Raw genomic sequence first — 24,033 nt, forward strand, 5'->3', positions numbered from 1 at the left:
TTTTGAGACCGCTGCTTTTTCTACTCGCTGTTACGATCCTGATGGTTGGCCTTGCGTCGCCAGCTGTGGCACAGGAAGAACAGGAAAAATCGACTTTTGTAGAATTTGTCGAGGGCCAGCTGTCTACGCCGAGCCGGCAGATCCGTCTTAACGGGCTGGAAGGGTCTCTGTCTTCGAACGTCTCGTTCGACAGCATCACAATTGCGGACCAGGCTGGCGTTTGGCTGGAGATTATCAAACCTGTCCTGATCTGGAACCGGACAGCCCTGTTTCGCGGCCGTCTGGAAGTTGAAAGCCTGGAAGCCGAGCGCATTGATTTCAAGAGAAAGGCGCTGGCCGACGAGAGCCTGCCGTCACCCGAAGCGGGCAGTTTTGCAATTCCTGACCTGCCGGTGGCCATTGAGCTTGAAAAACTCAGCGTACCGGTCATCGCCTTCGGGCCAACGGTGTTTGGTCTGGAAACGGAAGCAAGCCTGAATGGCGCTATCACTCTGGATGAAGGATCGCTGGATCTTAATCTGGACATCCAGCGGCTTGACGGGTCCGGCGGCCGTTTCATGATTGCCGCTGACTACCGCTCTGGCGACAGGACACTTGCCCTTGATGTAGATTTGCAGGAGCCGGAGAATGGCATCATCGCGACATTGTTGCGTCTTGAAAACAAACCACCGGTTGGACTGAAAATTACAGGCGACGCGCCGCTCGAAGATCTGGTCGTGTCGCTGGATTTCAATGTGGCCGCGCGACCGATTTTGCAGGGCCAGCTGACGTTTGATGATACGGCAGCCGGTCTGCAGACAATCGCTACCCTGCAGGGGCCCTTGTCAGACATATTGCCGGAAACGACACGGCCGTTTTTCGGAACGCGCAGCAATCTGACTTTTGATGCCTTGTTCGCACCGCAAGGCAATGTTGTCATCAACCAGTTGGAAATCGACAGCGGCAGTGTTCAACTGGCGGCCAATGCGGCGACGCTGGCCGATGGTTTCCTGAGCCGCCTTAATATGGATCTGTCGCTTGCACCAACCGGGGATGCGCGGCTGGAACTGCCTTTTGGCACCACAACAAGTACAATCGCCGGTGCATCGCTGACGATCGCTTACGATGTCAGCAACAGCGAGGATTGGCGGTCTGATTTACGCATGAGTGATCTGCAAAGTGCAGATATGAATCTCGATGAAGTGAGTTTCCAGGCCTTTGGCGTGGTGCAAAATGCCAATGACCCGACCAAGCGTCTGGTCACCCATCAATTTGAAGGCGTATTGGCAGGCATTGCGGCCACAAAGCCAGCTTTGGCACAGGCCATAGGCACGCAGATAAGCACCCGGGGCAGCGGCGAATGGTCTCCTGCAATTGGCATGAAAATCAACGATTTTTCCGTAACCGGTGAAACGCTGAGCGTGAAGGCCAACGGTATTTTGTCACGCGGCACATTCGATGGAAACATCGAACTGGAAACGGCTGATCTCAACGCGTTTTCGTTCCTCGCGGGACGCAAGCTCGGCGGTGCAACCGCCCTCACGGCACAAGGAAATATCGTCTTGATTGGCGGTAGTTTTGATCTGACGCTGGAAGGCGCTGGCCGCTCCATGCAGGTGGATATCGAGCCGGTAGATAATCTGTTGCGCGGCACAACGAGCCTGTTTGGCGGCGTTGCACGAACCACCGAAGGGTTGAGCTTTCGTAATTTCGAAGTCTCCAACGATCAGGCTCAATTGAACCTGAATGGGCGTTTTGCCTCTGAAGTTGCAGATTTAACCGGCAAGGCCCTGATCCGGAATATTGCAAGCATCAGCCCGAATGGCTCGGGACCTCTCACACTGGATCTGAGCCTGAACGGCCAGCAAACCCCGTTCAATCTGATGGCAACGCTTGGTCTTGAAGAGGGCATGCTGTCCGGCAAGCCGGTGCGCGATATCGCGCTTGTATTTGATGGCAACACCGATGGTGAAACGCTGACAGGTGATCTGTCCGGCGACGGGTTCATCGACCGTCAGCGCCTGACTCTGGCCGGGCGTGTGGATGCCAGCGAAGACGTGCGCAGCGTAACCGGGCTTCGCCTCAATATTGGCGCAACCGATATAGCGGGCGATCTGGCCCTGAACGCCAGTGGCTTGATTGATGCGGACCTCTCCATTCAAAGTCGTGACATAGGTCCCGTCGCTGCACTGGGTCTGGTCCGGGCATCCGGCGAAGTGAATGCCACCATCCGCTTGCAGCCCCAGGTAAATGAAACCCAGACAAGCGGAACTGGGGCAAAACAAACCCAGTCAGCAGATATCGATATGACGGCGCGCAATGTGCTGTTCAACGATATCCGCGTCGGAAGTGCTGATATAAAGGCAAAAATCTCGGAGCTGTTCCGGCTTCCAGGGATTGATGGCAAGATCTCAGCGCGGTCTGTGGTCGTCAGCGGTTTTAATGTCACAAGCATTGACGGCACGGTATCCACATCAGGGGATGTGACCAATTTTAATCTCGATGCGGCCTTGGCCGACAACAACACTTCGTTTTCCACGGCAGGGCAGATGGCCCGCGGTGAAGCTCTGTCCCGGATCACAGTCAATAAATTCGATCTGACATCGGACATCGCCGATGCCCGGCTCACTGCACCAGCAGAACTTCAATTGCGCGATGGCACGGTTCAAATTTCCAATGCCACCCTGCAAGTGGGGGATGGAAGCATCGAGCTGGCTGGCAGTTCGGGAAGCCAAATGGATATTCGCGTTGCGATCAACAATTTGCCGCTGAACATCGCCAACGCAATTGTTCCCGATCTGGCATTGCAGGGGCGTGTCAACGGGCAGGTGTTGATTACAGGAAGCCCGGACAATCCCAATGCCAGCTTTACAGCAGACGGGGCGGGCCTGTCCGCAAGGCCTTTGGCTGATGCCGGAATATCGCCGCTGCAACTCAACGCAACCGGCACGTTTCAGAATAATGTTCTGGTGTTGAACCGCGCTGCAGCGAACAATGATCAGGGACTGAATCTGACTGCAAATGGCGAGATTTCCCTGGCTGCATCCAGTCTGGCAATCGACGTTGCCGGCAATGCGCCGTTGTCCTTGGTTGATCCCGTGCTCCGTGATCGCGGTTCAAGAGCAACCGGCACTGCAACGCTGGACATGCAGATACGGGGATCCTTCCAAGACCCACAGATTGGTGGTCGACTGTCCGTTGCCAACGGCACGTTCTCCGATCCATTGTCCAATGCGCGGCTGAACAACATCAATCTCTCCGCATCATTAAGTGGCAGTCAGGCCATTATTGACAATTTCAGCGCTGCGCTGGCCTCCGGGGGCACCGTATCCGCCTCAGGTTCAGTGGGCATATTCGGTCAATCCACCAGCAATCTGACAATCCGTCTCAACGAGGCGCGCTATACGGACGCACAGACATTCTCCACCGTCCTGAATGGCACATTGTCACTGACCGGCAATCTTACCAGCAACCCGTTTTTGTCGGGTGAGATCAATTTGGGTGAAACGGAAATCACCGTACCGGAAAGCTTTGCCTCAAGCGCGGAATTGCTGGATGTACGTCACATTATGCCGCCGAGGATTGTGCGCCAGACCTTGGCCAGAATTGAGCGCGCGACACCTGCGCCCAAACCATCAGCACGTCCTTTTGTTCTGACTTTGGATGTAACGATCAATGCACCCAACCGCATTTTCGTGCGTGGTCGTGGACTGGATGCAGAATTGGGTGGCCGCATCCGCCTGACCGGACCTACTTTCGACATCGTGCCTGTCGGTCAGTTTGATCTGATAAGGGGCAGATTATCCATTGTGGGACAGCGCATCGATCTGGATGAAGGCAGAATCCTCATGCAGGGTGATCTCAACCCCCGGATTAATTTTCTGGCGCGCGTTGAGACGGAAGACGTTGACGCCTTCATTCGCATTCAGGGCCGTCTGGACGATATTGAAGTTACGTTTACCTCTTCCCCGTCGCTGCCTCAGGATGAAGTCCTGTCGCAAATCATCTTTGGCCGTGGCGTTGGTGAGTTGTCACCTTTGCAGGTCGCTCGTCTGGCCTCTATTGCTTTGGAATTGACCGGTGGCAACAGCCCCGGGCTGGTTGGCAGTCTGCGCGATGGCCTTGGTCTGGATGATATTGATATCGTGAGCGACAGCAGTGGAAACACCGCCGTGCGTGTCGGTAAATATATCAACGACAATGTCTATCTGGGCGTAGAGGCCGGTCAGGAAACGGAAGCCACCATCAATCTGGACATCACAGATGATCTGACCGCCAAGGGCTCGGTGTCTTCGGACGGCAATACCGGCATCGGTATCTTTTTCGAGAAAGACTACTAGAGCGTTTCCGGCTGTTGTAGTGTCGCTGCTGAACAATCATGATGTGAAGGCAGACACGTGGCGGGTGAACTAATCATTGGAATTGATGTCGGCACGACGGCTGTGAAAGTTGGCCTGTTGGATCAAACGGGTGCTGTTCTTGATCATGTCAGCCAGTCATACCCCACGCAGCGCGGGGAAGCTGGAATTGTTGAGCAGGATGCTGAACATTGGCTAGGGCCGGTTGAAACAGCCTTTGCGAAATTCTCACGCCAATTAAGCAGTGTCGCCGCCATTGGCATGTGCTCGCAGGTTAGCACCCATCTGTTTGTTGACAAGGATGGCAATCCTTTGGCGCCTGCAATTCTGTGGCAGGATGGCAGAGCCGTTGCCGAGGCGAAAGAACTGGACGCCGCAGTATCCCAGGAACAGCGCATCGCGTGGTGGGGTGCCCCCATGCCCATTGATGCAAGTCATGTTCTGTCGCGCATGCTCTGGATGGCCCGGCACAGACCGGATATTTGGGATAAAACGGCTTTGGTCATGCTGCCGAAAGACTATTGCATCCTCAAACTTACAGGTGAATTGGCGACAGACGGCCTGTCCAATATCGGGCTGGTTGATCAGAAACTGAAATTGATCCCGGAAGTTCTTGACCTTGTTCCAGGCGCTGCTGATCGCGTGGTCCCGGTGCGTGATGTGGTGTCAATTGTCGGCCAGGTTCGGTCTGGCCCTGCTGCCGGTATACCGGTTGCAAATGGAACCATGGATGGCTGGACCGGTCTGGTTGGGTGTGGGGCAACGAAACCGGGAACCACAGCTTACTTAAGCGGCACAAGTGAAATCCTGGGTATTTCATCGCCGACCCTGACCCCGACTGAAGGCGTGATTGTTGTACCTGAATGCGAAGGTATTCTCATACATGCGGGACCGACACAATCAGGTGGTGCTGCCAAATTATGGTATGGCGAACTGACAGATCAAAGCCCAACCGAAATGGCGGCTGCTGCCGCAACCTCTGATTTTTCCAAACCGGCGCCGATTTTCATTCCGCATTTGCAGGGCGAGCGCGCTCCGATCTGGAAGGCGCATACCAGAGGTGTTTTTCTGGGGCTCGACCAGACCACCAACAAAGCCGATATGGCCAGATCAATCTACGAAGGCGTGGCCTTTTCTGTGCGCATGGCGCTACAGGCGGTGGAACAGTCTGCCGGTGTGTCGAGCGGCTGTATCAATTGTGGCGGCGGTGGCTTTCAGTCCGACATCTGGAACCAGATCAGAGCAAATGTTCTGGGTCGCGAGTTGCAGCGGGTGGCCGTCACAGACACGGGTCTTCTGGGGGCCGCCGGTCTGGCCTCTACTGCGATTGGGCTGCACAATTCCGTGTCCTCGGCTTTCGAACAGATTGTACGTTTTGACAAAACCTATCAGCCGGATATGGCGATGAACAAACGCTATGATGCGCTTTTCGACATCTATGTCGACGCCATTTCAGCTAATGAGATGTTGAACAGCAGGTTTCTCGATGTGGCCAATTCGTCGCTGAGGGAGAAATAGCCCTACCCATTTTGGTAAAATTCTGGCTTCATGGGGTCATTAATAGAGCGGATGATTTATGGGCCCGTCCCAAACCGTCATCACGAATAAATCGGGAGATAATATGTTGAATTTGAAATCTGTTGCAGGCGCTCTCGTCGCAACGGCCATAAGCTTCGCGCCCGCTTGGGCGCAGAATGTAACGGTGGTGACACCCTATCTGGCGCAGCCAGGCACCCAGATGTTTGTCGAAGGCTTCAAGGCCGAAGCCGATGGCATGGGCTGGAATGCCAATATTGTTGATACGGCTGGCGATGTCGCTGCCGTCATCAGTCGCATTGAAGATGCGGTCACCCAGAAAGTGGATGCCATCGTCATCAATGTGGATCCTGAACAGATTGCAGCCGGTCTGGAAGTGGCCAAGGAAGCCGGTATACCGGTTATCGGCATGGACAGCGGCGCAAGCCCGCTTCTGCAGGCAAATGTCACATCCAATGGTTATGCCATGGCAGCAGAGACTTCGGTCTATGTGGCCAACCGTATTGCCGGCAAGGGCAGGGTGGTCATGTTCGTCTTTGACCCATTCCCACCGGTTCAGATCCGGGGCGTGATTGCTGACGCCGTGTTTGGTAATTTCCCGGATATTGAAGTGATCGACCGCATCACGCCTGATGTACAGGATGGTGGCATTGCCGACAGCCGCGCAAAAATGGAAGCCATTCTGGCTGCCAACCCGGAACCTGGCAGCATTTCCGCTGTTTGGGCTGCCTGGGATCAGCCAGGTCTTGGCGCATTGCAGGCAATTGAAGCTGCTGGCCGGGAAGGTGAGGGCATTGTCATCGTCGGGATTGATGCCAATCCGCAAGCCCGTGATGCCATCGCCGCAGGCGGCAATTTCGAAGCCTCCGTTGCACAGGATTTCGTCGGTATCGGCAAGGCCACAGCTGGTGTTGTGTCGCGTGCTATCAAGGGCGAAGAGATCAAGGAAGACGTGGTTTACGTTCCCACCGTGTTAATCACCAAGGCCAATGTTGGCGAATAAATCGCTCTCCAAAACATAAAACGGTCCATGGCTTCTTGAATTGATGATGCAGATGCTTTCAATCCGAAATGCTTCGAAATCATTTTCAGGAGCCATGGCCCTCTCTGCCGCGCAGCTGGATTTGGCCCCAAGCCGGGTTCACGCCTTGATGGGTGAAAATGGCGCGGGAAAAAGCACCTTGATCAAACTGCTGGCAGGTGTGCAGCGTGCCGATACCATGGATGTCACGCAGGATGGGCAAGCGCTGACGCTGAACAATGCCGAGGATGCGCGCAAAGCCGGCTTCCGTTTTATTCATCAGGAACTCAACATCGTTCCGCATTTGTCAGTGGCCGAAAACATCTTTCTGGGTTGGGCCTATCCAAAGCGGCTCGGTATTGCCATTGATTGGAAACAGCTGGAACAGCAGGCCGAGAAAGCGCTGTTGCGTCTGGGTGTTGATCATATTGATGTGAGGCTTCAGGCCGCCCGTCTATCCACCGGAGACCGAATGCTTGTGAAAATCGCAGGCTCTCTCGTCTCACTGGATGGCGAGGAGGCCCGACTTTATGTGTTGGACGAGCCGACAGCAGCCCTGTCGGAGGATGAAGCGGAAAAACTGTTCCGGGTCATCGAGCAGTTGAAGTCGGAGGGCGTTGCGGTCCTCTATGTCTCGCATCGGATGAATGAGGTCATGCGGATTTGCGATGACGTTACGGTGCTTCGAGATGGCAAAACCGTTCTGTCATCTCCTATCGCCGACACCAACAGACAACAGATCATTTTTGCGATGACGGGCCGTGATCTGGAAGAGGCCCATCCAAAACGCGAAACACCCATTGGCAAGGCGATTGTTTGCGCTGCAAAAGGGGCCGCAACCGCAGGCATTCGGGATATTGATTTTGAACTGCACGAAGGCGAAATCATTGGCATATGCGGCCTCACCAATGCGGGCCAAAGCGATGTGTTGCAGATGTTCATGGGCGTTTCCGCGTTGCTGAAGGGTGAAGCAATTGTCGCTGGCCAGCCTGCGCCCAAATCGCCCTCTGAGGCGTGGCGACGACATATTGCCTACGTTCCGCGGGAGCGGCGCAGCGAGGGGCTGATGCTACGCCGCAGTGCGCAGGACAATATTGTCCTGCCGCATCTGGCATTTCTGTCCCGAAGCACGGGCATAACGCATTCAAAAGCGGAAGCAGAAACCGCGAAGCAGTTCAGCAAGGCTGTTCGGCTGAAGGCGGCCTCCCCCAGACAAAGCGTCTATGAATTATCCGGCGGTAATCAGCAGAAGGTGGTGTTTGCACGCGCCCTTGCCGCAGCGCCAAAGCTCCTGCTGCTTGATGAGCCGACGCGCGGTGTGGATGTCGGCGCAAAATTTGATATTTATTCCCTGATGCGTCAGGCCAGCAGCGATGGTTGCAGCATTCTCTTAACGTCATCAGACCTGCCGGAACTGTTGGGGATGTGTGACCGTATTATTATCATGCGCGATGGCGCACAAAGTGCACCCATACCAGCCGAAACCCTGACACCCGCAAAGCTTCTGGCACAATTTTATCATTCTGAAGCGGCATGAGTATCTCCCTATGATCCGAACTCTTAAGCTATATGGCACCCTGATCGGGTTCGTCAGCATTTTGGTGTTTTTTGCGGTGCAATTGCCGGACACATTTCTGACGGCAAGAAACCTCCTCAACATCACTCAACAAGTCAGCATGCTGGCCGTGGTTGCCTGTTCCATGACCCTGGTCATGGTCATGAGGGATTTTGATCTGTCCGTTGGTTCAATGGCCAGTCTGGCCGGCATCGTGGCAGCACTCCTGTTTTCCATGGGCTATCCGATCTGGGTCGGCATTGCCGCCGCGCTTCTGGTTGGTGTGTTGGGCGGTGTCTTCAATGGTATTCTCGTGTCATTCTTCGGCATTCTGCCCTTTGTGGCGACCCTTGGCACGCTGACCATGTTCAGCGGCATGGCGTTCTTCACCAGCGGCGGAAAAACCATTTTTGGCCGGGATATCCCAACAGAATTTTCAGGTTTTGCGCGCAGCGGTATTGAACTGGATCAGATCGGCCTGATCGGTTTGAAACTGCCCTATCTCAGCCTGGTGGCATTGTTGGTGCTGGTGGTCGTCTGGTTCATTTTGGAGCAGACCATATTTGGCCGGCGTCTTTACGCCATTGGCGGCAATCAGGAAGCGGCACGTCTGGCTGGCTTGAAAGTGCGCACGCTGCGGCTCTGCGCCTTCGCCATGACCGGGTTTGGCGCTGCCATTGCCGGCCTGATGTATGCAAGCCGTGTTGCCTCTGCCAATCCCACACAGGGCAGTGGCCTGATGCTGGACGCTATCGCCGCCGTGTTCCTGGGCATGACCATGAGCGAGGAGGGCGAGCCAAGGGTCCTCTATTCCCTCATTGGTGTTTTGATCTTGGGAATTCTGGATAATGGCCTGACCCAGATGAGCGTGGACAGCTACATCAGGGAAATTCTGGTCGGTGCGATCATCGTAACCGCAGTTGCCTTTTCCAGCATTTCCAAACAGAGCCGATAGAAACCGCTCGGCTTTTTCATCAGCGTTATTTCTCTGTCATCGCCAGTGAATTGAAGAACCAGCGTTGAAAAATCAGCAGCAGGAAAAACGGCGGGGTGATCGTCAGGACGACAAGGGCCATGCCCGGACCGGATTCCTGCCCAATCAGCCTTATGCCGCGTACCAGCGTGTAAAGACTGTCATCTGTGCTGATCATCAGTGGCCACAAAAATTGATTCCAGCCGATCATGAAGGCGATGACGAAGATCGCACCAGTGCGCGGCCATGACAGGGGAATGAGGATGTCGCGCAGAAACTTGATCGGACCAGCGCCATCCAGTTGGGCTGCCTCCAGAAGCTCTTCCGGTAGGGTCAGGAAGAACTGGCGATAGAAAAACGTGCCCAATGCAGCCGCCAGAACCGGCAGAATGAGGCCGACATGGGTGTTGACCAGTCCAAGGCTGGAGGTCACTTCAAAGGTGTTGATGAACCGGGCTTCAAGAGGGAACAGCAGCGTGGTCAGGACAACCCAGAAAACAAAGCCCGACCATGGAAACCGAAAGAACACAATGGCATAGGCTGTCAACATCGAGAAAACGGTGGTCAGAATGGCAACGCCAAGACCGGCAATCATCGAGTTTTTCAGCATGGCGAGCGGCGTAACTTCGTCGGAGAATCCTGCCTCAAATCCCAGAAGGCTGGTATAATTGCGTTCAAATTGCCCACCCCAGGTCAGCTGCAGACTGTCGGTCTGCAGCGTTGCCGTGCTGTGAGTTGACGAGAAAAAAATCAACGCAATGGGCGCGACGAGGAATATCACACCCAGACAAAGTATCAGATGGTTGATGAAGTCTCTGAGCGTCACTTGATTGCCGTCAATTGAGATGGATGATTTGCATCAGCCTTCTCTATTACGGCCAAGCGACCCCTTAGACAATTCGTGCGCCGGTATCTTTTTCGAAAACCATCGTGCGAGATGTATCAAAGCTAAGTCCCAGATTGCTGTCGATATCAGGAAGGATTTGCTGATCCACCTTAATGCAAATCTCGGTTTCGTCGCCTTCGGTTGCGGCAGCCCCTTTCAGAACGCCATAGATAAGATTGTCCGCACCGTGCTGCTCAACCAGATCGACTCGCATTTCCAGTCGTGAATCACTGTTTTGACTCAGCGCATCGGGCCGGACCCCGAGAACAAGGTCTTTGTTTTCCGGCAGGTTTTCAAATCCATCGAGTTGAATTGAGCCGCTGACCAGCTTGCCGCCCTCAAAACGTGCCGGAATAAGATTGATCTGAGGTGAGCCAATGAAAGAGGCCACAAACAGAGTTGTCGGGTTGTTATAGAGCTCAATGGGCGCACCCATCTGCTCAATGCGCCCGTCATTGATGACAGCCAGACGATCCGCCAAAGTCATGGCTTCGGTCTGATCGTGGGTCACATAGATACTGGTAACACCCATACGGCGCTGTAAGCGCTTGATCTCGATGCGCATCTGCACCCGCAGCTTGGCGTCCAAATTCGACAATGGCTCGTCAAACAGAAAGACCTTTGGTTCGCGCACGATGGCACGGCCCATGGCAACACGTTGCCGCTGACCGCCCGACAATTGGTTCGGTTGGCGGTCCAGAAAGTCTGCAATGCGCAGCATCGTCGCGGTGTCTGTTACTTTCTTGTCTATTTCCTGTTTCGGAAGGCCGCGATTTTTCAGGCCGTAAGACATGTTTCCGCGAACAGTCATATGCGGGTAGAGCGCATAATTCTGGAACACCATGGCCACATCCCGTTCGGATGGTGACACATCATTGATGACACGGTCATCGATGCTGATGTCGCCACTGGTGATGGATTCCAGACCTGCAACCATGCGCAGCAGGGTGGATTTGCCACAGCCTGACGGTCCGACAAAGACGATAAACTCGCCATCATCGATTTTCATATCAACGCCGCGCACGGCTTCCGCTCCGTTGGGGTAGACTTTTTTGACCCCGGAAAGTTCAACGCCAGCCATTATTTTTCACTCTCTACAAGGCCCTTAACGAACCAGTTTTGAAATACAAGCACAACCAGCACCGGCGGTAATGTCGCCAGAATGGTAAGTGCAAATGCCTTTTGATATTGCGGCAACTCGCCGCCTTCAGACAGGATCTGGTAAATCTGCTTAATGCCGATAACCAGCGTGTAGTTCTCTTCCTTGGTGGTCATGATGAGTGGCCACAAATACTGGTTCCACCCCACCACAAACATGATGATGAGAATGGCTGCAATCATGGTTTTTGACAGCGGCACCAGAATGTCGATGAAGAACCGCCATGGTGTTGCGCCATCCAGCCGCGCAGCCTCAAGCAATTCTTCCGGTACCGATTTGAAAAACTGACGGAAAAAGAACGTCCCGGTTGCAGAGGCAATCAGGGGAACAATGAGGCCGGTATGCGTATCCAGCAGTCCTAATTGGGAGACCACCTCGTAAGAGGGGATGATGCGCACTTCCAGCGGCAGAAGCAGGGTCATGAAAATCACCCAGAACAGCGGCAGAGCCAGGCGAAAGCGGAAATAGACGATCGCGTAGGCCGCCAGCATGGAAATGATAACCTTACCAACCGCAAAACCGATGCCCAGGATCATGCTGTTTTTCAGCATTGTCGTCCCCAGGACCGATTTCATTACACCGCCTTCAACGAACAGCACTTCGCTGTAGGTTTCAAAAAAATGTCCGCCCGGCCAAAACTGCAGCCCGGTACGCAGAATTGTTTCCGGCGCATGGGTTGATGTGGCAAAAGCCACCCAGACCGGCAGGCTCATAAAGATCACGCCAACAATCAGGATTGCGTGGGTGGAAATCAGACGCCAATTGATCGAGTTCATAGTCGCGTCCCCCTAATAGTGCACTTTGCGTTCGATGAAACGGAACTGAATAACAGTCAGCGCCAGAACAATGATCATCAGAACAACAGATTGAGCAGAAGACCCGCCAAGGTCGGCACCACGGAAGCCGTCCTGGAACACCTTGAACACCAGGGTATTAGTGGCACCCCCCGGTGCACCCTGCGTGGTCGTATCGATAATACCGAATGTTTCGAAAAAGGCGTAGGTGATGTTGATCACCATCAGGAAGAAAGTCGTTGGCGCCAGCAACGGGAAGGTTATCGTCCAGAAGCGGCGCGTCGGACTGCGGCAGTCCATAGTCGCGGCTTCCATAACCGATGTTGGAATACCCTGCAGACCGGACAGGAAGAAGATGAAGTTGACACTCACCTGTTTCCAGACAGAAATCAGAATGACAACGAAACTGGCATCAAACGCATCAAGCTTGTGATCGAAATCCCAGCCGATCGCGTTGAAGAATTTGTAGAGATCGCCAATGATCGGATGGAACATCAAATTGCCCATCAGCCCGGCCACTGGTGGCGCGATGGCATAGGCCCACATCAGCGTTGTCTTGTAGGTGCGTGCGCCGCGCAGGACCTCATTGGCTTTAACAGCCAATAGAAGCGCAATTGCAAGCGAGAGAAACGTCACCAGGACGGAAAAAACCATCGTGAACCAGGCAGCCTGCAACCAGGATCCGCTTAGAATCGTATCTGAGTAGTTTTTGAACCAGACAAACTGTGAGGACAGCCCAAAAGCATCTTCCAGAAGAAATGATTGGTACATGGCCTGTGCCGCCGGCCACAGGAAAAACACGGCAATGATGATAATCTGCGGCGCGATGAACAGATATGGAATGGAACTGTGTTCAAATTGAACGCGCTTCATTGACGGCTCCCCCGAGGAAAATAGGTTTAAGCAGCTTGGTGGCAGGCAGAGCCCGCCACCAAACCGGTTTTATAACCGGATCGCTTAGTTGTAAGTCGCGTTGAAACGCTCAAGAAGATCGTTGGATTCTTCTTCCATAGCCACGAAAGCCTCATCAACTGTCGCGCTGCCGGAGAAGATGTTTTCAAAATTCTTGTACATCACTTCACGGATCTGAACGTAGTAACCAAGACGATAGCCTTTGGTCCACTCACCGCCCTTTTGGCTCAACTGCAGAATGCCGATTTCAGCGTCAGGTGTAGACTTATAGTAGCCTTCTTCCTTAGCCATATCGTACGCAGCAGTCGTGATCGGCACATAGCCGGTTTCCTTGTGCCAGAAAACCTGGCTTTTAGGATTGGTCAGATAGGCAAAGAAATCAGCAACACCTTTGTATTCTTCTTCGGTCTTGCCAGCCATTGCAAACAGAGCCGCACCACCGATGAAGGTGCCGGTTGGCTCATCAACAATGCTCTTCCAGTAAGGCAGGAAGGACGCACCGAATTTGAAGTCCGCAGATTTAGTCAGGCCACCAAATGAACCGGAAGAACCGAGCCACATGGCCACTTTCTTCTGCACAAAAGCATCCTGATTGTCGCCCCAGGCACGGCCATAGAAACCATAATAGCCAGCATCCAGCCACTCTTTCATTTTCGACCAGTGCATTTTCATTTGGTCGTTGTTGTAGAGCAACTTGACGTCAGTTGTGTCGTAGCCATTGTTTCCCGTGGCCATCTGAATGTTATGACGGCTGTGGAAATTTTCGGCCATAATCCATGGGCTGTGGCTCTGGGCCAGTGCAATGTAACCAGCTTCTTTCAGCTTCGGCGCCATTACTTCAAGTTCTTCCCAGGTCGCAGGAGGATTCTCGATGCCAGCTTCCGCAAATGCGTCCTTGTTGTAATACAAAAGCGGAGTGGAAGCATTGAAAGGCATGCCGATCATCTGGCCATCAGAATCAGCATAGAAATAGCGGACACCGGCAATGTAGTCTTCAATGTTGAAGCCTTCGCCATATTTCGTCATCAATTCTGCAACCGGAATGGTTGCGCCCTTGGCATTGATGATTGTCGCGGCACCAGCATCAAAAATCTGGATGATGTTAGGCTGTTGCTTAGCCCGGAACGCTGCAATGCCTGCAGTCATTGTATCTTCATAGCCACCCTTATAGGTGGGAATGAGATTGTACTCATCCTGACTGGCATTATAGTTTTCGGCAATTTCGTTGACGACTTCGCCAAGGCGTCCGCCCATGGCATGCCACCACTGGATATCAATAGCGGACCATGCTGCTGTGGTCATCAACGACGATGCACCGAAAACACCGGCGATTAAAATAGATTTTAAGTTCATAATATTCTCCCTGTTTGGGTCATGAAGTGCGCTCGCACTTCAGATCATTGTTCCGTGACACTTGCATGACACGAACATGATACCCCTCGTACAGACTTGTTATTGGTTTTGCCTGCTGCGGGAAGTCTATTCCTGTTCCTGCACAATTTGCAAACTCAATTAAGGCGGCTAATGAAAAACGTCTCAGTTAGTTGTGCACAGATTGTAAATTTAAATTTGTTTTTTGCTTGCTCAGACAATGTGCCCTATGTCCACATAACCCGCGTTTCAAAGGATTGAATTGATATGTTTCTCCGATTTACAACGCTCTGTCTTGCTGTGTCCCTCTTGTGTACCAGTGCAATAGCTTTTGATCTTCAGGGCCACCGCGGCGCGCGCGGACTGATGCCGGAAAACACACTCCCGGCCTTTGCAGAGGCGTTGACTATTGGCGTCTCCACTCTGGAACTGGATGTTGGCGTTACGGCCGACGGGCATGTGGTGGTGTCCCATGATCCTGCTCTCAATCCCAACCTGACGCGGAATGCCGACGGGTCATGGGTTGAGCCTGATCTGTTGATCAAGGACCTGACTTTAGAGGCACTTCAGGCCTATGATGTCGGGCAGATAAAACCAGGTTCGCGTGCAGCTTCCCGCTTTCCAGACCAGCAGGCGGTTGACGGAACACAGATCCCGACACTGCGTCAGGTGTTTGATCTGGTGAGGAAGTCCGGCAATGAAATGGTCCGGCTGAATATTGAAACCAAGATCAATCCTGGCAAGCCGGAAAGCACGTTGGATCCTGAGGCTTTTGTTGATGCTTTGCTGGCTGTGATCACAGAACAGAGCTTTGAAGATCGGGTCACCATTCAATCCTTCGACTGGCGTACATTGCAACTGGTTCAGGTAAAAGCACCCGCAATCGACACTGTCTATCTGACCGCACAACAAGACTGGCTCGACAATGTAAAGTCTGACGGTGGCAAGGCCTCACCATGGTCAGCCGGCTTTAGCCTGGCGCAATATGATGGCAATGTTCCGGCCATGGTGAAGGCCGCTGGTGGTGCCGTCTGGTCACCTTTTTCCGGGGACGTGACAAATGAGCGCATACAACAGGCACAGGCGCTTGGTCTCAAAGTCATACCCTGGACCGTCAATGATTCCGATGCGATGGGCAAACTAATGGATGCGGGTGTGGACGGCATCATTTCCGATTATCCGGACCGTGTGCGCGCCGAGATGCAGGACAGAAACATGGACCTGCCGTTGGCCACGCCAGTTCAGCCCTGATTGGTCAAACCCTCACGAGATAAACTCTGATCAGTCGTTGCCGCGCGGCTGCCAGACAAAGCGTTTCTTGATGCGCATCGTCAGTTCATCGCGCAAACTGCGATAGGCGTCGAGAATTTGCGACCGGGACCCGGTCGCCAGTGACGGGTCCATCGTTGGCCAATATTCAACGTCCATTGCATTGGTGCGCGTCAGTTCCAGAGCCTTGTGATGTGCCTCCGGCGCCAAGGTCACAACCAGATCAAAATTGGTGTCCTCAAGTTCTTCAAAGGAATGGGGAATATGTCTGCTGATATCGATGCCCATTTCCTCCATCACAATCTGGACAAACGGATCAAGCGCGCCCGGCCGAACGCCAGCTGAACGGGTATATATCTGATTGGGAAAAAGGTGCCGGGTAATGGCTGCGGCCATGGGGGAGCGGATGACATTCATCCGGCAGGCAAATAGCAAGGCGCTGGGACGCTCGGCGGCAGGTGCGCGGGTAGGAAAGGGAACACCGGTTGGCGCGCTGTCAATCAACGCACTCTAGCCTTTCCAGTACAGAACACAGACCAGCGTAAACAAACGTCTGGCGGTGTTAAAATCCATGGCGATCTTTCCAGACAGCCGGTCCAGCAGCAGTTGTGACCCTTCATTATGCAGGCCGCGCCGTCCCATATCGATGGCTTCAATCTGGCTTGGCGTCGCGGTTTTAATGGCAGCATAATAGCTGTCGCAGATCATGTAGTAATCTTTGACGATCTTGCGAAATGGCGTCAGAGACAGGATATGCGTCGCCAGCTGTCCGCCATCTTCAAACAGCACCTCAAATACCAATCGGGCTTCCTGAAGCGACAAATTGAGACGGTATGGGCCGTGAAATTCGGTTACATCAGGCGCTGACGGCGCAAGTGGCTGAAAAGAATTCTCTTCGACCAGATCATAAATTGCAATCGCGCGCTCATGCTCGATTTCGTTCGATGATCGGCCAAAGGTGCTTTCATCCAGCACAACTGCGCACAACCGTTCTGTCGTGTCGCCTTGTGTGCCGCTGTCAGACATACCTTGCGCCCCTTGCGCTACAGATTAAGCCGTATGGCCACAGATCGCCCATGAGCGTCAAGGCCTTCAACATCTGCCAGCTCAATTGCAGCTGGCCCCAGAACTCTCAGATTATCAGGGTTACAGCGCAAAATCGACGTGCGTTTCATGTAATCCAGAACCGACAGTCCGGATGAGAACCGGGCAGAACGGGCTGTCGGCAGAACATGGTTGGAACCGCCGACATAATCGCCAATGGCTTCTGGCGTATGGTGTCCAAGAAACACAGCACCTGCGTGGCTGATCTTGTCCAGAAGCGCATCAGGGTCAGCCACACATAATTCAAGGTGTTCCGCTGCAATCGCGTCAATCAGCGGAGCTGCCTGCATCACATCAGCAACCTGAATAATCGCGCCAAAATCACGCCAACTGGCACCGGCAATCTTTTCACGAGGCAACGTTTTCAACTGGGTTTCGACCGCATGTTCTACAGCTTCAGCCAGTGCGGCACTGTCGGTGATGAGGATGGATTGCGCTGAGGCATCATGTTCAGCCTGCGCCAACAGATCGGCAGCAACCCAATCCGCATTCGCGGTGTCATCGGCCACCACCAGAACCTCGGATGGCCCGGCAATCATGTCTATGCCCACAGTGCCGAAGACCTGCCGCTTGGCAGCCGCCACATAGGCGTTGCCGGGTCCAACGATTTTTGCAACCGGTGCAATGGTATCTGTTCCATAAGCCAGCGCTGCAACAGCCTGCGCCCCGCCAATGCGATAAATTTCGCTGACACCGGCCAGATGCGCCGCCACCAGCACAAGCGGATTAAGCGCGCCGTCAGGCGTTGGAACAACCATGGCAATCCGCGCTACACCCGCAACGCGTGCCGGCACAGCATTCATCAACACAGAGCTTGGATAATTGGCGGTGCCGCCGGGCACGTAAAGCCCAACTGCAGAGACCGCAGACCAGCGCGACCCCAACTCAACGCCCAGCGCATCAGTATAGTGCTGATCAACCGGTAACTGCTTTTCGTGGTGCGAGGTGATGCGGTCATGGGCCAGGGTCAGCGCTGCCATTGTCTTGGGCGCAACAGTTTCCACTGCCTGCATGATTTCGGCATCGGAAACACGCAGCTTGTCAGCTGTGAGGCTCAACCGATCAAATTTTGCTGTCAGTTCCAGAACGGCTGCATCGCCGCGTTTGCGCACATCCTGGATGATGTTTCGCACTGTAGCATCCACATCTTCGGAAACCTCCCGCTTGGCTACCAGCAAGGTCTGGAATTCAGATGAGAAATTCGAGTCGGATTGGGACAGTCGGTACACCAATGCAGTATTCCTTGGGGCAGGAGCTCAGGCTTCAGGCCAGCACAGTATCAGCTAAGCGGATGCTTTGGCTTGTTGGTGGTTTCCCACGCTGCATCAAAATCGGCAAGCCGTACCTCAATACAATCAACATCCAGCCGGATGGAGTGCCCCTCGGCCAACATCAGTTCTATTTGGCCGGAGACACCGTCGTCGTCGCCCAAAAATTCAATCGACAGAAGTGAAAACACCGCATCAGGATCAGACGGGTTGCGCCCCTTGGTTTGAACTTTTGATACCTGCTCAAAGTGCAAAACGGCTTTGTGCCGCTCATAGCTCTTGCGGCCCAGCAGGCCCTTAAGGCCGCCGGCCTTCTGCGCGTCTTCCCACACAAAGCGGTTGAGGGAGATCAGAAACCGCTTCTCGACAGCAAGCCATGTGACATCTGCGGCTTTGAACACAGCGTCCTGACAATGAGCGGAAAGAACCGTCAGGTCCTCTTCGTCCATCGCCATAATTTTCAATGCGGACATTGTGTTTCCCTTAAATGTTAGACTGAAATACGTTCAATTTCCGCACCACAATTGCGCAGCTTTTCTTCAAGCCGCTCAAATCCACGATCCAGATGATAGACACGGTTGACGAAGGTTTCCCCATCGGCAACCAATCCGCCTATGACAAGCGAAACGGAGGCGCGCAGATCTGTCGCCATCACCTGGGCACCAGTCAGTTGCGGCACACCCTCGACCATGGCCTTTTGACCATCAAGGCTGATTTGTGCCCCCAGTCGTGCCAGTTCCTGAACATGCATGAAGCGGTTCTCGAAAATCGTCTCCACAATGTCTGAATTGCCTTCAGCGCGGGTCATCAGCGCCATGAACTGAGCCTGAAGATCTGTCGGGAACCCCGGATAAGGTTCAGTGGTGACACTGACGGCCTTGATAGGCCCGCCATTACGGAACACGCGAATGCCGGAATTGGTTGGCTCTACATGAGTTCCGGACGCCTTGATGGCATCCAGTGCCGCTTCCAGCAGGTCCGGGCGCGCGCCTTCCAGCATCACATCGCCGCCTGTCATGGCCACGGCCATGGCATAAGTTCCGGTCTCAATGCGATCCGGCAACACTGTGTGAGTCGCGCCGTGAAGCTTCTCAACACCTTCAATGGTAATCGTTTCAGTTCCGGCACCGGAGATATTGGCCCCCATCGCAATCAGGCAATCGGCCAGATCAGTGACTTCAGGCTCGCGCGCTGCATTTTCAATGCGCGTTGTGCCCTTGGCCAGGGTTGCGGCCATCATCACAACATGTGTCGCGCCGACGGAGGCTTTTGGAAAGGTAACAGTCCCGCCAACAAGGCCATTGGGCGCTTTGGCAACAACGTAGCCGCCATCCAGTTCAATCTCGGCTCCCAAAGCGCGCAATCCATCGAGAAAGAAATCAACAGGACGGGTGCCAATAGCGCAGCCACCGGGCAGCGATACACGGGCTTCATGCATACGGGCGAGCAAAGGACCAATGACCCAGAAACTGGCGCGCATCTTTGACACCAGCTCATAAGGTGAGGTCGTGTCGACAATTTCCCCGGCGCACAGATCCAGCGTCTGTCCAGCCATGCTTGGCTGTCCGGGACGCTTGCCCTTGATGGTACAATCAACGCCATGATTACCCAAAATGCGCTGCAGCAGCGCAACATCGGCAAGCCGGGGCACATTCATAAGACGCAGGGTCTCGTCGGTCAGCAGGCTTGCGATCATCAAAGGCAATGCGGCGTTTTTGGCACCGGAAATCTGTATGGTGCCATTCAGCTTGTTGCCACCACGAATGCGGATTTTATCCATGTGATACTTTCATGTGTTGTGTTGGCGCTCTTTTTAACGGGATTTGAGGCTGCATCAAGGTCTGCAACGGCACAAGGTGCGGGAAAGCGGCGTATCATTCATCTTTTTTCAGCTTTTCGGCGCGCTGTTCTGAAATATCTTCGGGAATGTCATCGCGTTCCTGCTCAGCCGCATTGCGTCGTGCCCGCATCTGCGCTTTGCGCTTCTGCAGGTTTTCGCGCAGCATTGCTGAAAGCCGCTCCTGCTTTTTGTCCTGTTTTGATGTATCTTTTGTCACGCCCGCCCCGTCATTTGTCCCGTCGTTTCTCCCCGCAATGCTCTGCAGATAGCGTTACAAATTGCGCTTTTCAATCCAAACCATCTTGCACCATCGCCTAGGATATGTCAGATGAGCGCGATCATCTATATCGCAGCATGAATAACGCCGCAGTAGCTCAGTGGTAGAGCGCGTCATTGGTAATGACGAGGTCGGGAGTTCAATCCTCCCCTGCGGCACCATCATATTATTACCGCCTTGAGTTTGGCTTAACAGCTTGAAAGGTAAGGATGTTTTTGGTGTTCTATAACCTTCAATCCGGCGATACTCCAAACGGTCTGTAAATGCCAATCTTAGGACTGTTTTCTGCAGCATCAAATTGCCGGAATTCCATAGTTTCCAAGGGTTTGACAGGAATTTCAGGGAGAGTTCTAGAATTTGCTTTTTGCTCTTCTCCGGATGCTTGCTTTTGGCGAGTTTTTCAGCGGCTAAGAGCTTCTGGCGTTCCAGAGTCGCAATCTTATTTTCGTATGCGGCAACAACGGAACTGTTTTGCGTATTTACAATCCGGTCAAGAAAACTGTTGATTTCTTTGTCGATCTTTTTTGCTTCGCTGCGCAGACTCTCAACCAACTCATTGGCCTGCGTTCTGCGGTGTTCCCATAGTTTTTCGATTATGGCCTTCACCAAACGGAACAGGTTCTCCGTCGGGGTCATGGCTTTTAGGATATCTTCAAATAGACCTTCAACTTCAGCGCGCGGCAATGATTTGCAATACTCCGCACAGGTTTTGGTTTGGCAGAGGTAATAAGGGTATTCCTTATATTTCCCTTTCGACCAACCAGCCGTCAGAGGCTTTGAGCAAGAGCCGCATGCTACAAATCCGCGTAGTGGGAAATCTTCATTGATGTCTTTTCGCGCAGGTGCGTAGGTACCCGCTTGTAGCCGATGCAAGATTTTCTCGTGCGTCTCAAAAGAGATTATTCCTTCGTGCCGCCCCGGCCGTAAAGAAACATTCCAAGCTTTGGACTCAACATAACCCGCGTAAATCGACTTTTTCAAAAGACGCGTGACGGTCATCGGGCGGAGTTTTCCATTCGCCTTGTCCTTTGGATATTTGGGCTGGCTTTCAAGGAAGCGTTGTACTTCCGCTTGCATCGCAAACCGCCCCGATGCAAACCCCTCAAGCGCTTCCCGCAAAATTGACGCCTGAGGTTCGTCAAAAACAAGTTCTTTCCCTCCGTTTGGGGATTTCACATATTTGTAACCGACAGCGGCACGATTAACCCAAAAACCTTGCTCCATCCGCGCCTTCATTTTTTGCGATACTTGGCGGGCATTTTGTTCCCGTTCAAGCGTTCCCGTCGCGGCCAATATGGTCTCTAGAAACTTTCCTTCCGGCGTGTCTTCAAATTTGAAGTTCAGGCAGATGCGAATGGCATTGCGCTTTAGCATTTCACGTCGCAAGGCCAAGTGAAATTCGGTATCACGTGCATAGCGCTTGAGGTCATCAAAGATCACCAGATAGCGTTTGTGTGGGTTCGCATCCAGATGCGCCAACAAATTGACCATGCCTGAGCGCTTCATGAAGTTACCGCCACCTGTCATCGTATCAGGAAAAACGGCTTCAACAGGGCACCCCAATTGCTGTGCCTCTTGGCGGCAACGATGCTCTTGAGTGTCTAGACCTGACCCGTCGTTTTCCTGTTTTTTGCCAGAAACCCGACAATATAGGAGGGCGGCGTCGGGTATGATTATTTTTTCGCTTGTTTGACTCATGGATGACCTCCTTCGCTCTCAGGCAAGCCGTCTTTGTGCGCTCTACCTTCAAATCGTTGTCTTATTGAATTTTCCGATTCTATCAGACCAGCCAAATCCAGGGTAGAAATATGCCCCAATGTGCCTTTTTGCTCACAGGCTTGCTGCACAGGATGGGTGCCAAAGCCGAGATCAACAAAGGCAGTGACAATGTTGCATAAAATCTCGATGAATTCGCGTTTTTGATCGTCTGTCAGATCGCTATCTTCAAGCAAATGAGCGAATTCCTGCCAGTCTATTGTCAGGGGGGAAAACTGTACCGCGTCATTCCCCGGTGCAGAGTGTGCCGCCGGTGATTTGTCCGAGTTTGGGGGGGTGTTTTGTTTCATGTCAACATGCCTCTCGATAAGTTAGTTTACTTGTTTGATCTCCTTTTCAATTCAAACAAAAGAGAACATAATAGGAACATTGTCCTATTAAATCAAGTAAAAACGGCGTAATATTGTTGCGTTTTCAGTTAGTTATGAAAATAAACCGTGCCGGACGCACTCACCCAGGCTTATCAATAAGCCCTTCGCCAAATTGCTCTTTGATACTGTGAAGTTCACCGATGGCGTGCAACAGCAGCTCCCAGCGCAGGCATTGATTCATTGGCAATCGCCCGGCAGGACAATGATAATCAAGACACATTGCTTCGGCGCGTCCGATGTGACCCAAATCGTGCGTTTGCTCGTTTTCTATTCGGCGTACTGTATCGTGAGCCTCATTGAGATAGTGAACGGCGCTTTGACGTATCCCGAATAACTCCAGGTGAGATTGCGTCACTGGCAGGGCCATGTTTTTTCCGTTTGGCAAATCAACCTTGGCGAAGAAAATATCTCTCATGATGGTGTCTCCCTATTGCGACTGAGTGCGCGTTCGCCTTTGGGCTTGCCCGTCTTCTTTTCTTTCTCTTCGGCTGTAGGAACGTGATTCAGGAGTATAATGCTGCTTCTCAGTCTCCTTGGCCCACTGGTAGAAGTCTTTTCCCTCTTTGGCTTTGAATGATTCTGCGATGACGCGTTTAGCGCCCGCTTCGCTAATCCCGAGATCTTGTGCGTAATCCACAGCCGCTTTATCCAGGGCGCGGTAGAGAGGGATGTCACCGTCTTCTATCCGTATGCCGATATTAATCGCGTAAGCATGCCCTTTGCTTTTTTCGAGGTCAGTCAGCGTTGCCTCTCTGTCCTGCAGGACCTTCAGGTTGGCTTTCATGGTTAGGTCGTAACGCGAGGCATAGACATCCCTGATGATAATCTCGGCTTTCATGGCGTCGAAAGGTTGATGGCGGGCGAACGTTTGGGAAAAATCGGTGAGCACGTCCTTGAACTTGCCGGAATGCAATATCTCCCGGTGCGTGATTTCCGTGAGGTTCCAAACAACCTGAAACTGCGAACCTGTCAGGCTGCGGCCAGTCTTGCTCTCCATTGCGCGTTGAAAGCCAGCCATGTCGTTTTCCGTATTGGTGATGTTCATCTTGTTCTCCTTTGGCTTTTGATTAGCGGTCGCGGCTCAGTCTGCGAGACTGCCCGCGCGGTTGATTTTCCGTTTGATCTGCTTGGCGACGATCTGCGGAACGTTTGAATTCCTGCCTGCTTTTGTCGCGCTTTTCATTGCGCTCATGGACAACATCCAAAAAACTGCCGAGCTCGGTTTTTTCCCGGCCGTCAATTGAGCTCAAACGGCGGGCGTGGTCGTGTTGAACCTCCCGGTGCGCCTGGCGTTTTAAGCTCTGCTGATTGAACCGATCCGTACCAAAGAGCTTGAGAGTATGGTCTTTGGTTTTCGCGCCCGCTTTGTCGATGAGCGTTTTAAGCCGCTTTGCAACGCGGGCGTCATATTCGCCATAGTATTTTTGTGATGTGAGGCGTGTTTCATTTTTGTAGCGGCTGGTAATTTCATTGGCCTTGTCCCAGTCACCGGGTTGTCGCAAAATCTGCGCCTGCCTGCGCAAGGCGCGCAGTTCAAATTGCCGTTTTATGTCGTCTGAAGTATCAGAGCACATGAGGAAATAT

Annotated in this window: 21 protein-coding genes, 1 tRNA gene and 1 pseudogene; 7 read left to right on the plus strand and 16 right to left on the minus strand. The window is 53.1% G+C overall.

Features of this window, described 5'->3' with window-relative positions:
* Positions 1–2 precede the first annotated feature (2 nt).
* The 5 genes from RAL91_RS08135 to RAL91_RS08155 all read left to right on the plus strand — a co-directional run bounded on the left by RAL91_RS08135 (position 3) and on the right by RAL91_RS08155 (position 9,404).
* Positions 3–4,319, plus strand: coding sequence for a translocation/assembly module TamB domain-containing protein (locus RAL91_RS08135; protein ID WP_306261268.1), 4,317 nt, complete (start codon positions 3–5; stop codon positions 4,317–4,319).
* 57 nt (positions 4,320–4,376) lie between these two features.
* Entirely contained in the window at positions 4,377–5,855 is a 1,479-nt protein-coding gene (locus tag RAL91_RS08140; RefSeq protein ID WP_306261269.1) for an FGGY-family carbohydrate kinase, read from the plus strand.
* 103 nt (positions 5,856–5,958) lie between these two features.
* Complete coding sequence (locus tag RAL91_RS08145) at positions 5,959–6,876, plus strand: substrate-binding domain-containing protein (RefSeq protein WP_306261270.1); 918 nt, start codon at positions 5,959–5,961, stop codon at positions 6,874–6,876.
* A 94-nt stretch (positions 6,877–6,970) separates the two neighbouring features.
* Positions 6,971–8,431, plus strand: coding sequence for a sugar ABC transporter ATP-binding protein (locus RAL91_RS08150; RefSeq protein WP_306261272.1), 1,461 nt, complete (start codon positions 6,971–6,973; stop codon positions 8,429–8,431).
* Between the two features lie 10 nt (positions 8,432–8,441).
* Positions 8,442–9,404 (plus strand): ABC transporter permease, encoded by a 963-nt coding sequence (locus RAL91_RS08155; RefSeq protein ID WP_306261274.1) that lies wholly within the window; start codon positions 8,442–8,444, stop codon positions 9,402–9,404.
* Positions 9,405–9,429: 25 nt separating this feature from the next.
* On the opposite strand, the gene RAL91_RS08160 is transcribed toward RAL91_RS08155, so the two are convergent.
* The 5 genes from RAL91_RS08160 to RAL91_RS08180 form a co-directional block, all read right to left on the minus strand.
* Complete coding sequence (locus RAL91_RS08160) at positions 9,430–10,248, minus strand: ABC transporter permease subunit (protein WP_306261276.1); 819 nt, start codon at positions 10,246–10,248, stop codon at positions 9,430–9,432.
* Between the two features lie 64 nt (positions 10,249–10,312).
* Positions 10,313–11,389 carry a sn-glycerol-3-phosphate ABC transporter ATP-binding protein UgpC gene (ugpC, locus tag RAL91_RS08165; RefSeq protein WP_306261278.1) on the minus strand — a complete coding sequence of 359 codons (1,077 nt, stop codon included), beginning with the start codon at positions 11,387–11,389 and terminating at the stop codon, positions 10,313–10,315.
* The gene (gene ugpE, locus RAL91_RS08170; RefSeq protein WP_306261280.1) at positions 11,389–12,243 is read right to left on the minus strand and encodes a sn-glycerol-3-phosphate ABC transporter permease UgpE; all 855 of its coding nucleotides are present in this window, start codon (positions 12,241–12,243) and stop codon (positions 11,389–11,391) included. Before ugpE ends, ugpC begins: the two co-directional genes overlap by 1 nt.
* Before the next feature lie 12 nt (positions 12,244–12,255).
* Complete coding sequence (locus RAL91_RS08175; RefSeq protein ID WP_306261282.1) at positions 12,256–13,134, minus strand: ABC transporter permease subunit; 879 nt, start codon at positions 13,132–13,134, stop codon at positions 12,256–12,258.
* A gap of 84 nt (positions 13,135–13,218) precedes the next feature.
* Entirely contained in the window at positions 13,219–14,526 is a 1,308-nt protein-coding gene (locus RAL91_RS08180) for an extracellular solute-binding protein (protein WP_306261284.1), read from the minus strand.
* 285 nt (positions 14,527–14,811) lie between these two features.
* Between RAL91_RS08180 and RAL91_RS08185 the strand changes: the two genes are divergently transcribed.
* Positions 14,812–15,795 (plus strand): glycerophosphodiester phosphodiesterase, encoded by a 984-nt coding sequence (locus tag RAL91_RS08185; protein WP_306261286.1) that lies wholly within the window; start codon positions 14,812–14,814, stop codon positions 15,793–15,795.
* Positions 15,796–15,825: 30 nt separating this feature from the next.
* On the opposite strand, the gene RAL91_RS08190 is transcribed toward RAL91_RS08185, so the two are convergent.
* From RAL91_RS08190 to RAL91_RS08215, 6 genes are all read right to left on the minus strand, one after another.
* Positions 15,826–16,317, minus strand: a complete 492-nt coding sequence (locus tag RAL91_RS08190) for a low molecular weight phosphatase family protein (protein WP_306261288.1) — start codon at positions 16,315–16,317, stop codon at positions 15,826–15,828.
* Positions 16,318–16,323: 6 nt separating this feature from the next.
* Complete coding sequence (locus RAL91_RS08195) at positions 16,324–16,839, minus strand: UPF0262 family protein (protein WP_306261290.1); 516 nt, start codon at positions 16,837–16,839, stop codon at positions 16,324–16,326.
* A gap of 17 nt (positions 16,840–16,856) precedes the next feature.
* Positions 16,857–18,149, minus strand: coding sequence for a histidinol dehydrogenase (gene hisD, locus RAL91_RS08200; RefSeq protein ID WP_306261292.1), 1,293 nt, complete (start codon positions 18,147–18,149; stop codon positions 16,857–16,859).
* A gap of 47 nt (positions 18,150–18,196) precedes the next feature.
* On the minus strand, positions 18,197–18,658 hold the full coding sequence (locus RAL91_RS08205) for a DUF2948 family protein (protein ID WP_306261294.1): 462 nt from the start codon (positions 18,656–18,658) through the stop codon (positions 18,197–18,199).
* A gap of 17 nt (positions 18,659–18,675) precedes the next feature.
* On the minus strand, positions 18,676–19,965 hold the full coding sequence (murA, locus tag RAL91_RS08210; protein ID WP_306261296.1) for a UDP-N-acetylglucosamine 1-carboxyvinyltransferase: 1,290 nt from the start codon (positions 19,963–19,965) through the stop codon (positions 18,676–18,678).
* 94 nt (positions 19,966–20,059) lie between these two features.
* A complete protein-coding gene (locus RAL91_RS08215; protein WP_306261298.1) occupies positions 20,060–20,242 on the minus strand; it encodes a hypothetical protein in 183 nt (60 codons plus the stop codon).
* A 146-nt stretch (positions 20,243–20,388) separates the two neighbouring features.
* On the opposite strand from RAL91_RS08215, the gene RAL91_RS08220 reads away from it, so the two are divergent.
* Positions 20,389–20,463: transfer RNA gene (locus RAL91_RS08220), tRNA-Thr, on the plus strand.
* Between the two features lie 499 nt (positions 20,464–20,962).
* On the opposite strand, the pseudogene RAL91_RS25045 reads toward RAL91_RS08220, so the two are convergent.
* The 5 genes and pseudogenes from RAL91_RS25045 to RAL91_RS08240 form a co-directional block, all read right to left on the minus strand.
* Positions 20,963–22,000 (minus strand): annotated as a pseudogene (locus RAL91_RS25045) (recombinase family protein); the annotation flags it as partial.
* Entirely contained in the window at positions 21,997–22,368 is a 372-nt protein-coding gene (locus RAL91_RS08225; RefSeq protein ID WP_306261299.1) for a hypothetical protein, read from the minus strand. The gene RAL91_RS08225 and the pseudogene RAL91_RS25045, both read right to left, overlap by 4 nt.
* 160 nt (positions 22,369–22,528) lie before the next feature.
* A complete protein-coding gene (locus RAL91_RS08230) occupies positions 22,529–22,864 on the minus strand; it encodes a hypothetical protein (RefSeq protein ID WP_306261300.1) in 336 nt (111 codons plus the stop codon).
* Positions 22,865–22,876: 12 nt separating this feature from the next.
* Entirely contained in the window at positions 22,877–23,494 is a 618-nt protein-coding gene (locus RAL91_RS08235; protein WP_306261302.1) for a hypothetical protein, read from the minus strand.
* Positions 23,495–23,516: 22 nt separating this feature from the next.
* Positions 23,517–24,023 carry a hypothetical protein gene (locus RAL91_RS08240; protein ID WP_306258389.1) on the minus strand — a complete coding sequence of 169 codons (507 nt, stop codon included), beginning with the start codon at positions 24,021–24,023 and terminating at the stop codon, positions 23,517–23,519.
* Positions 24,024–24,033 lie beyond the last annotated feature (10 nt).

The organism is Pararhizobium sp. IMCC21322, assembly GCF_030758295.1.
In the GTDB taxonomy this organism is placed as follows: Bacteria; Pseudomonadota; Alphaproteobacteria; order Rhizobiales.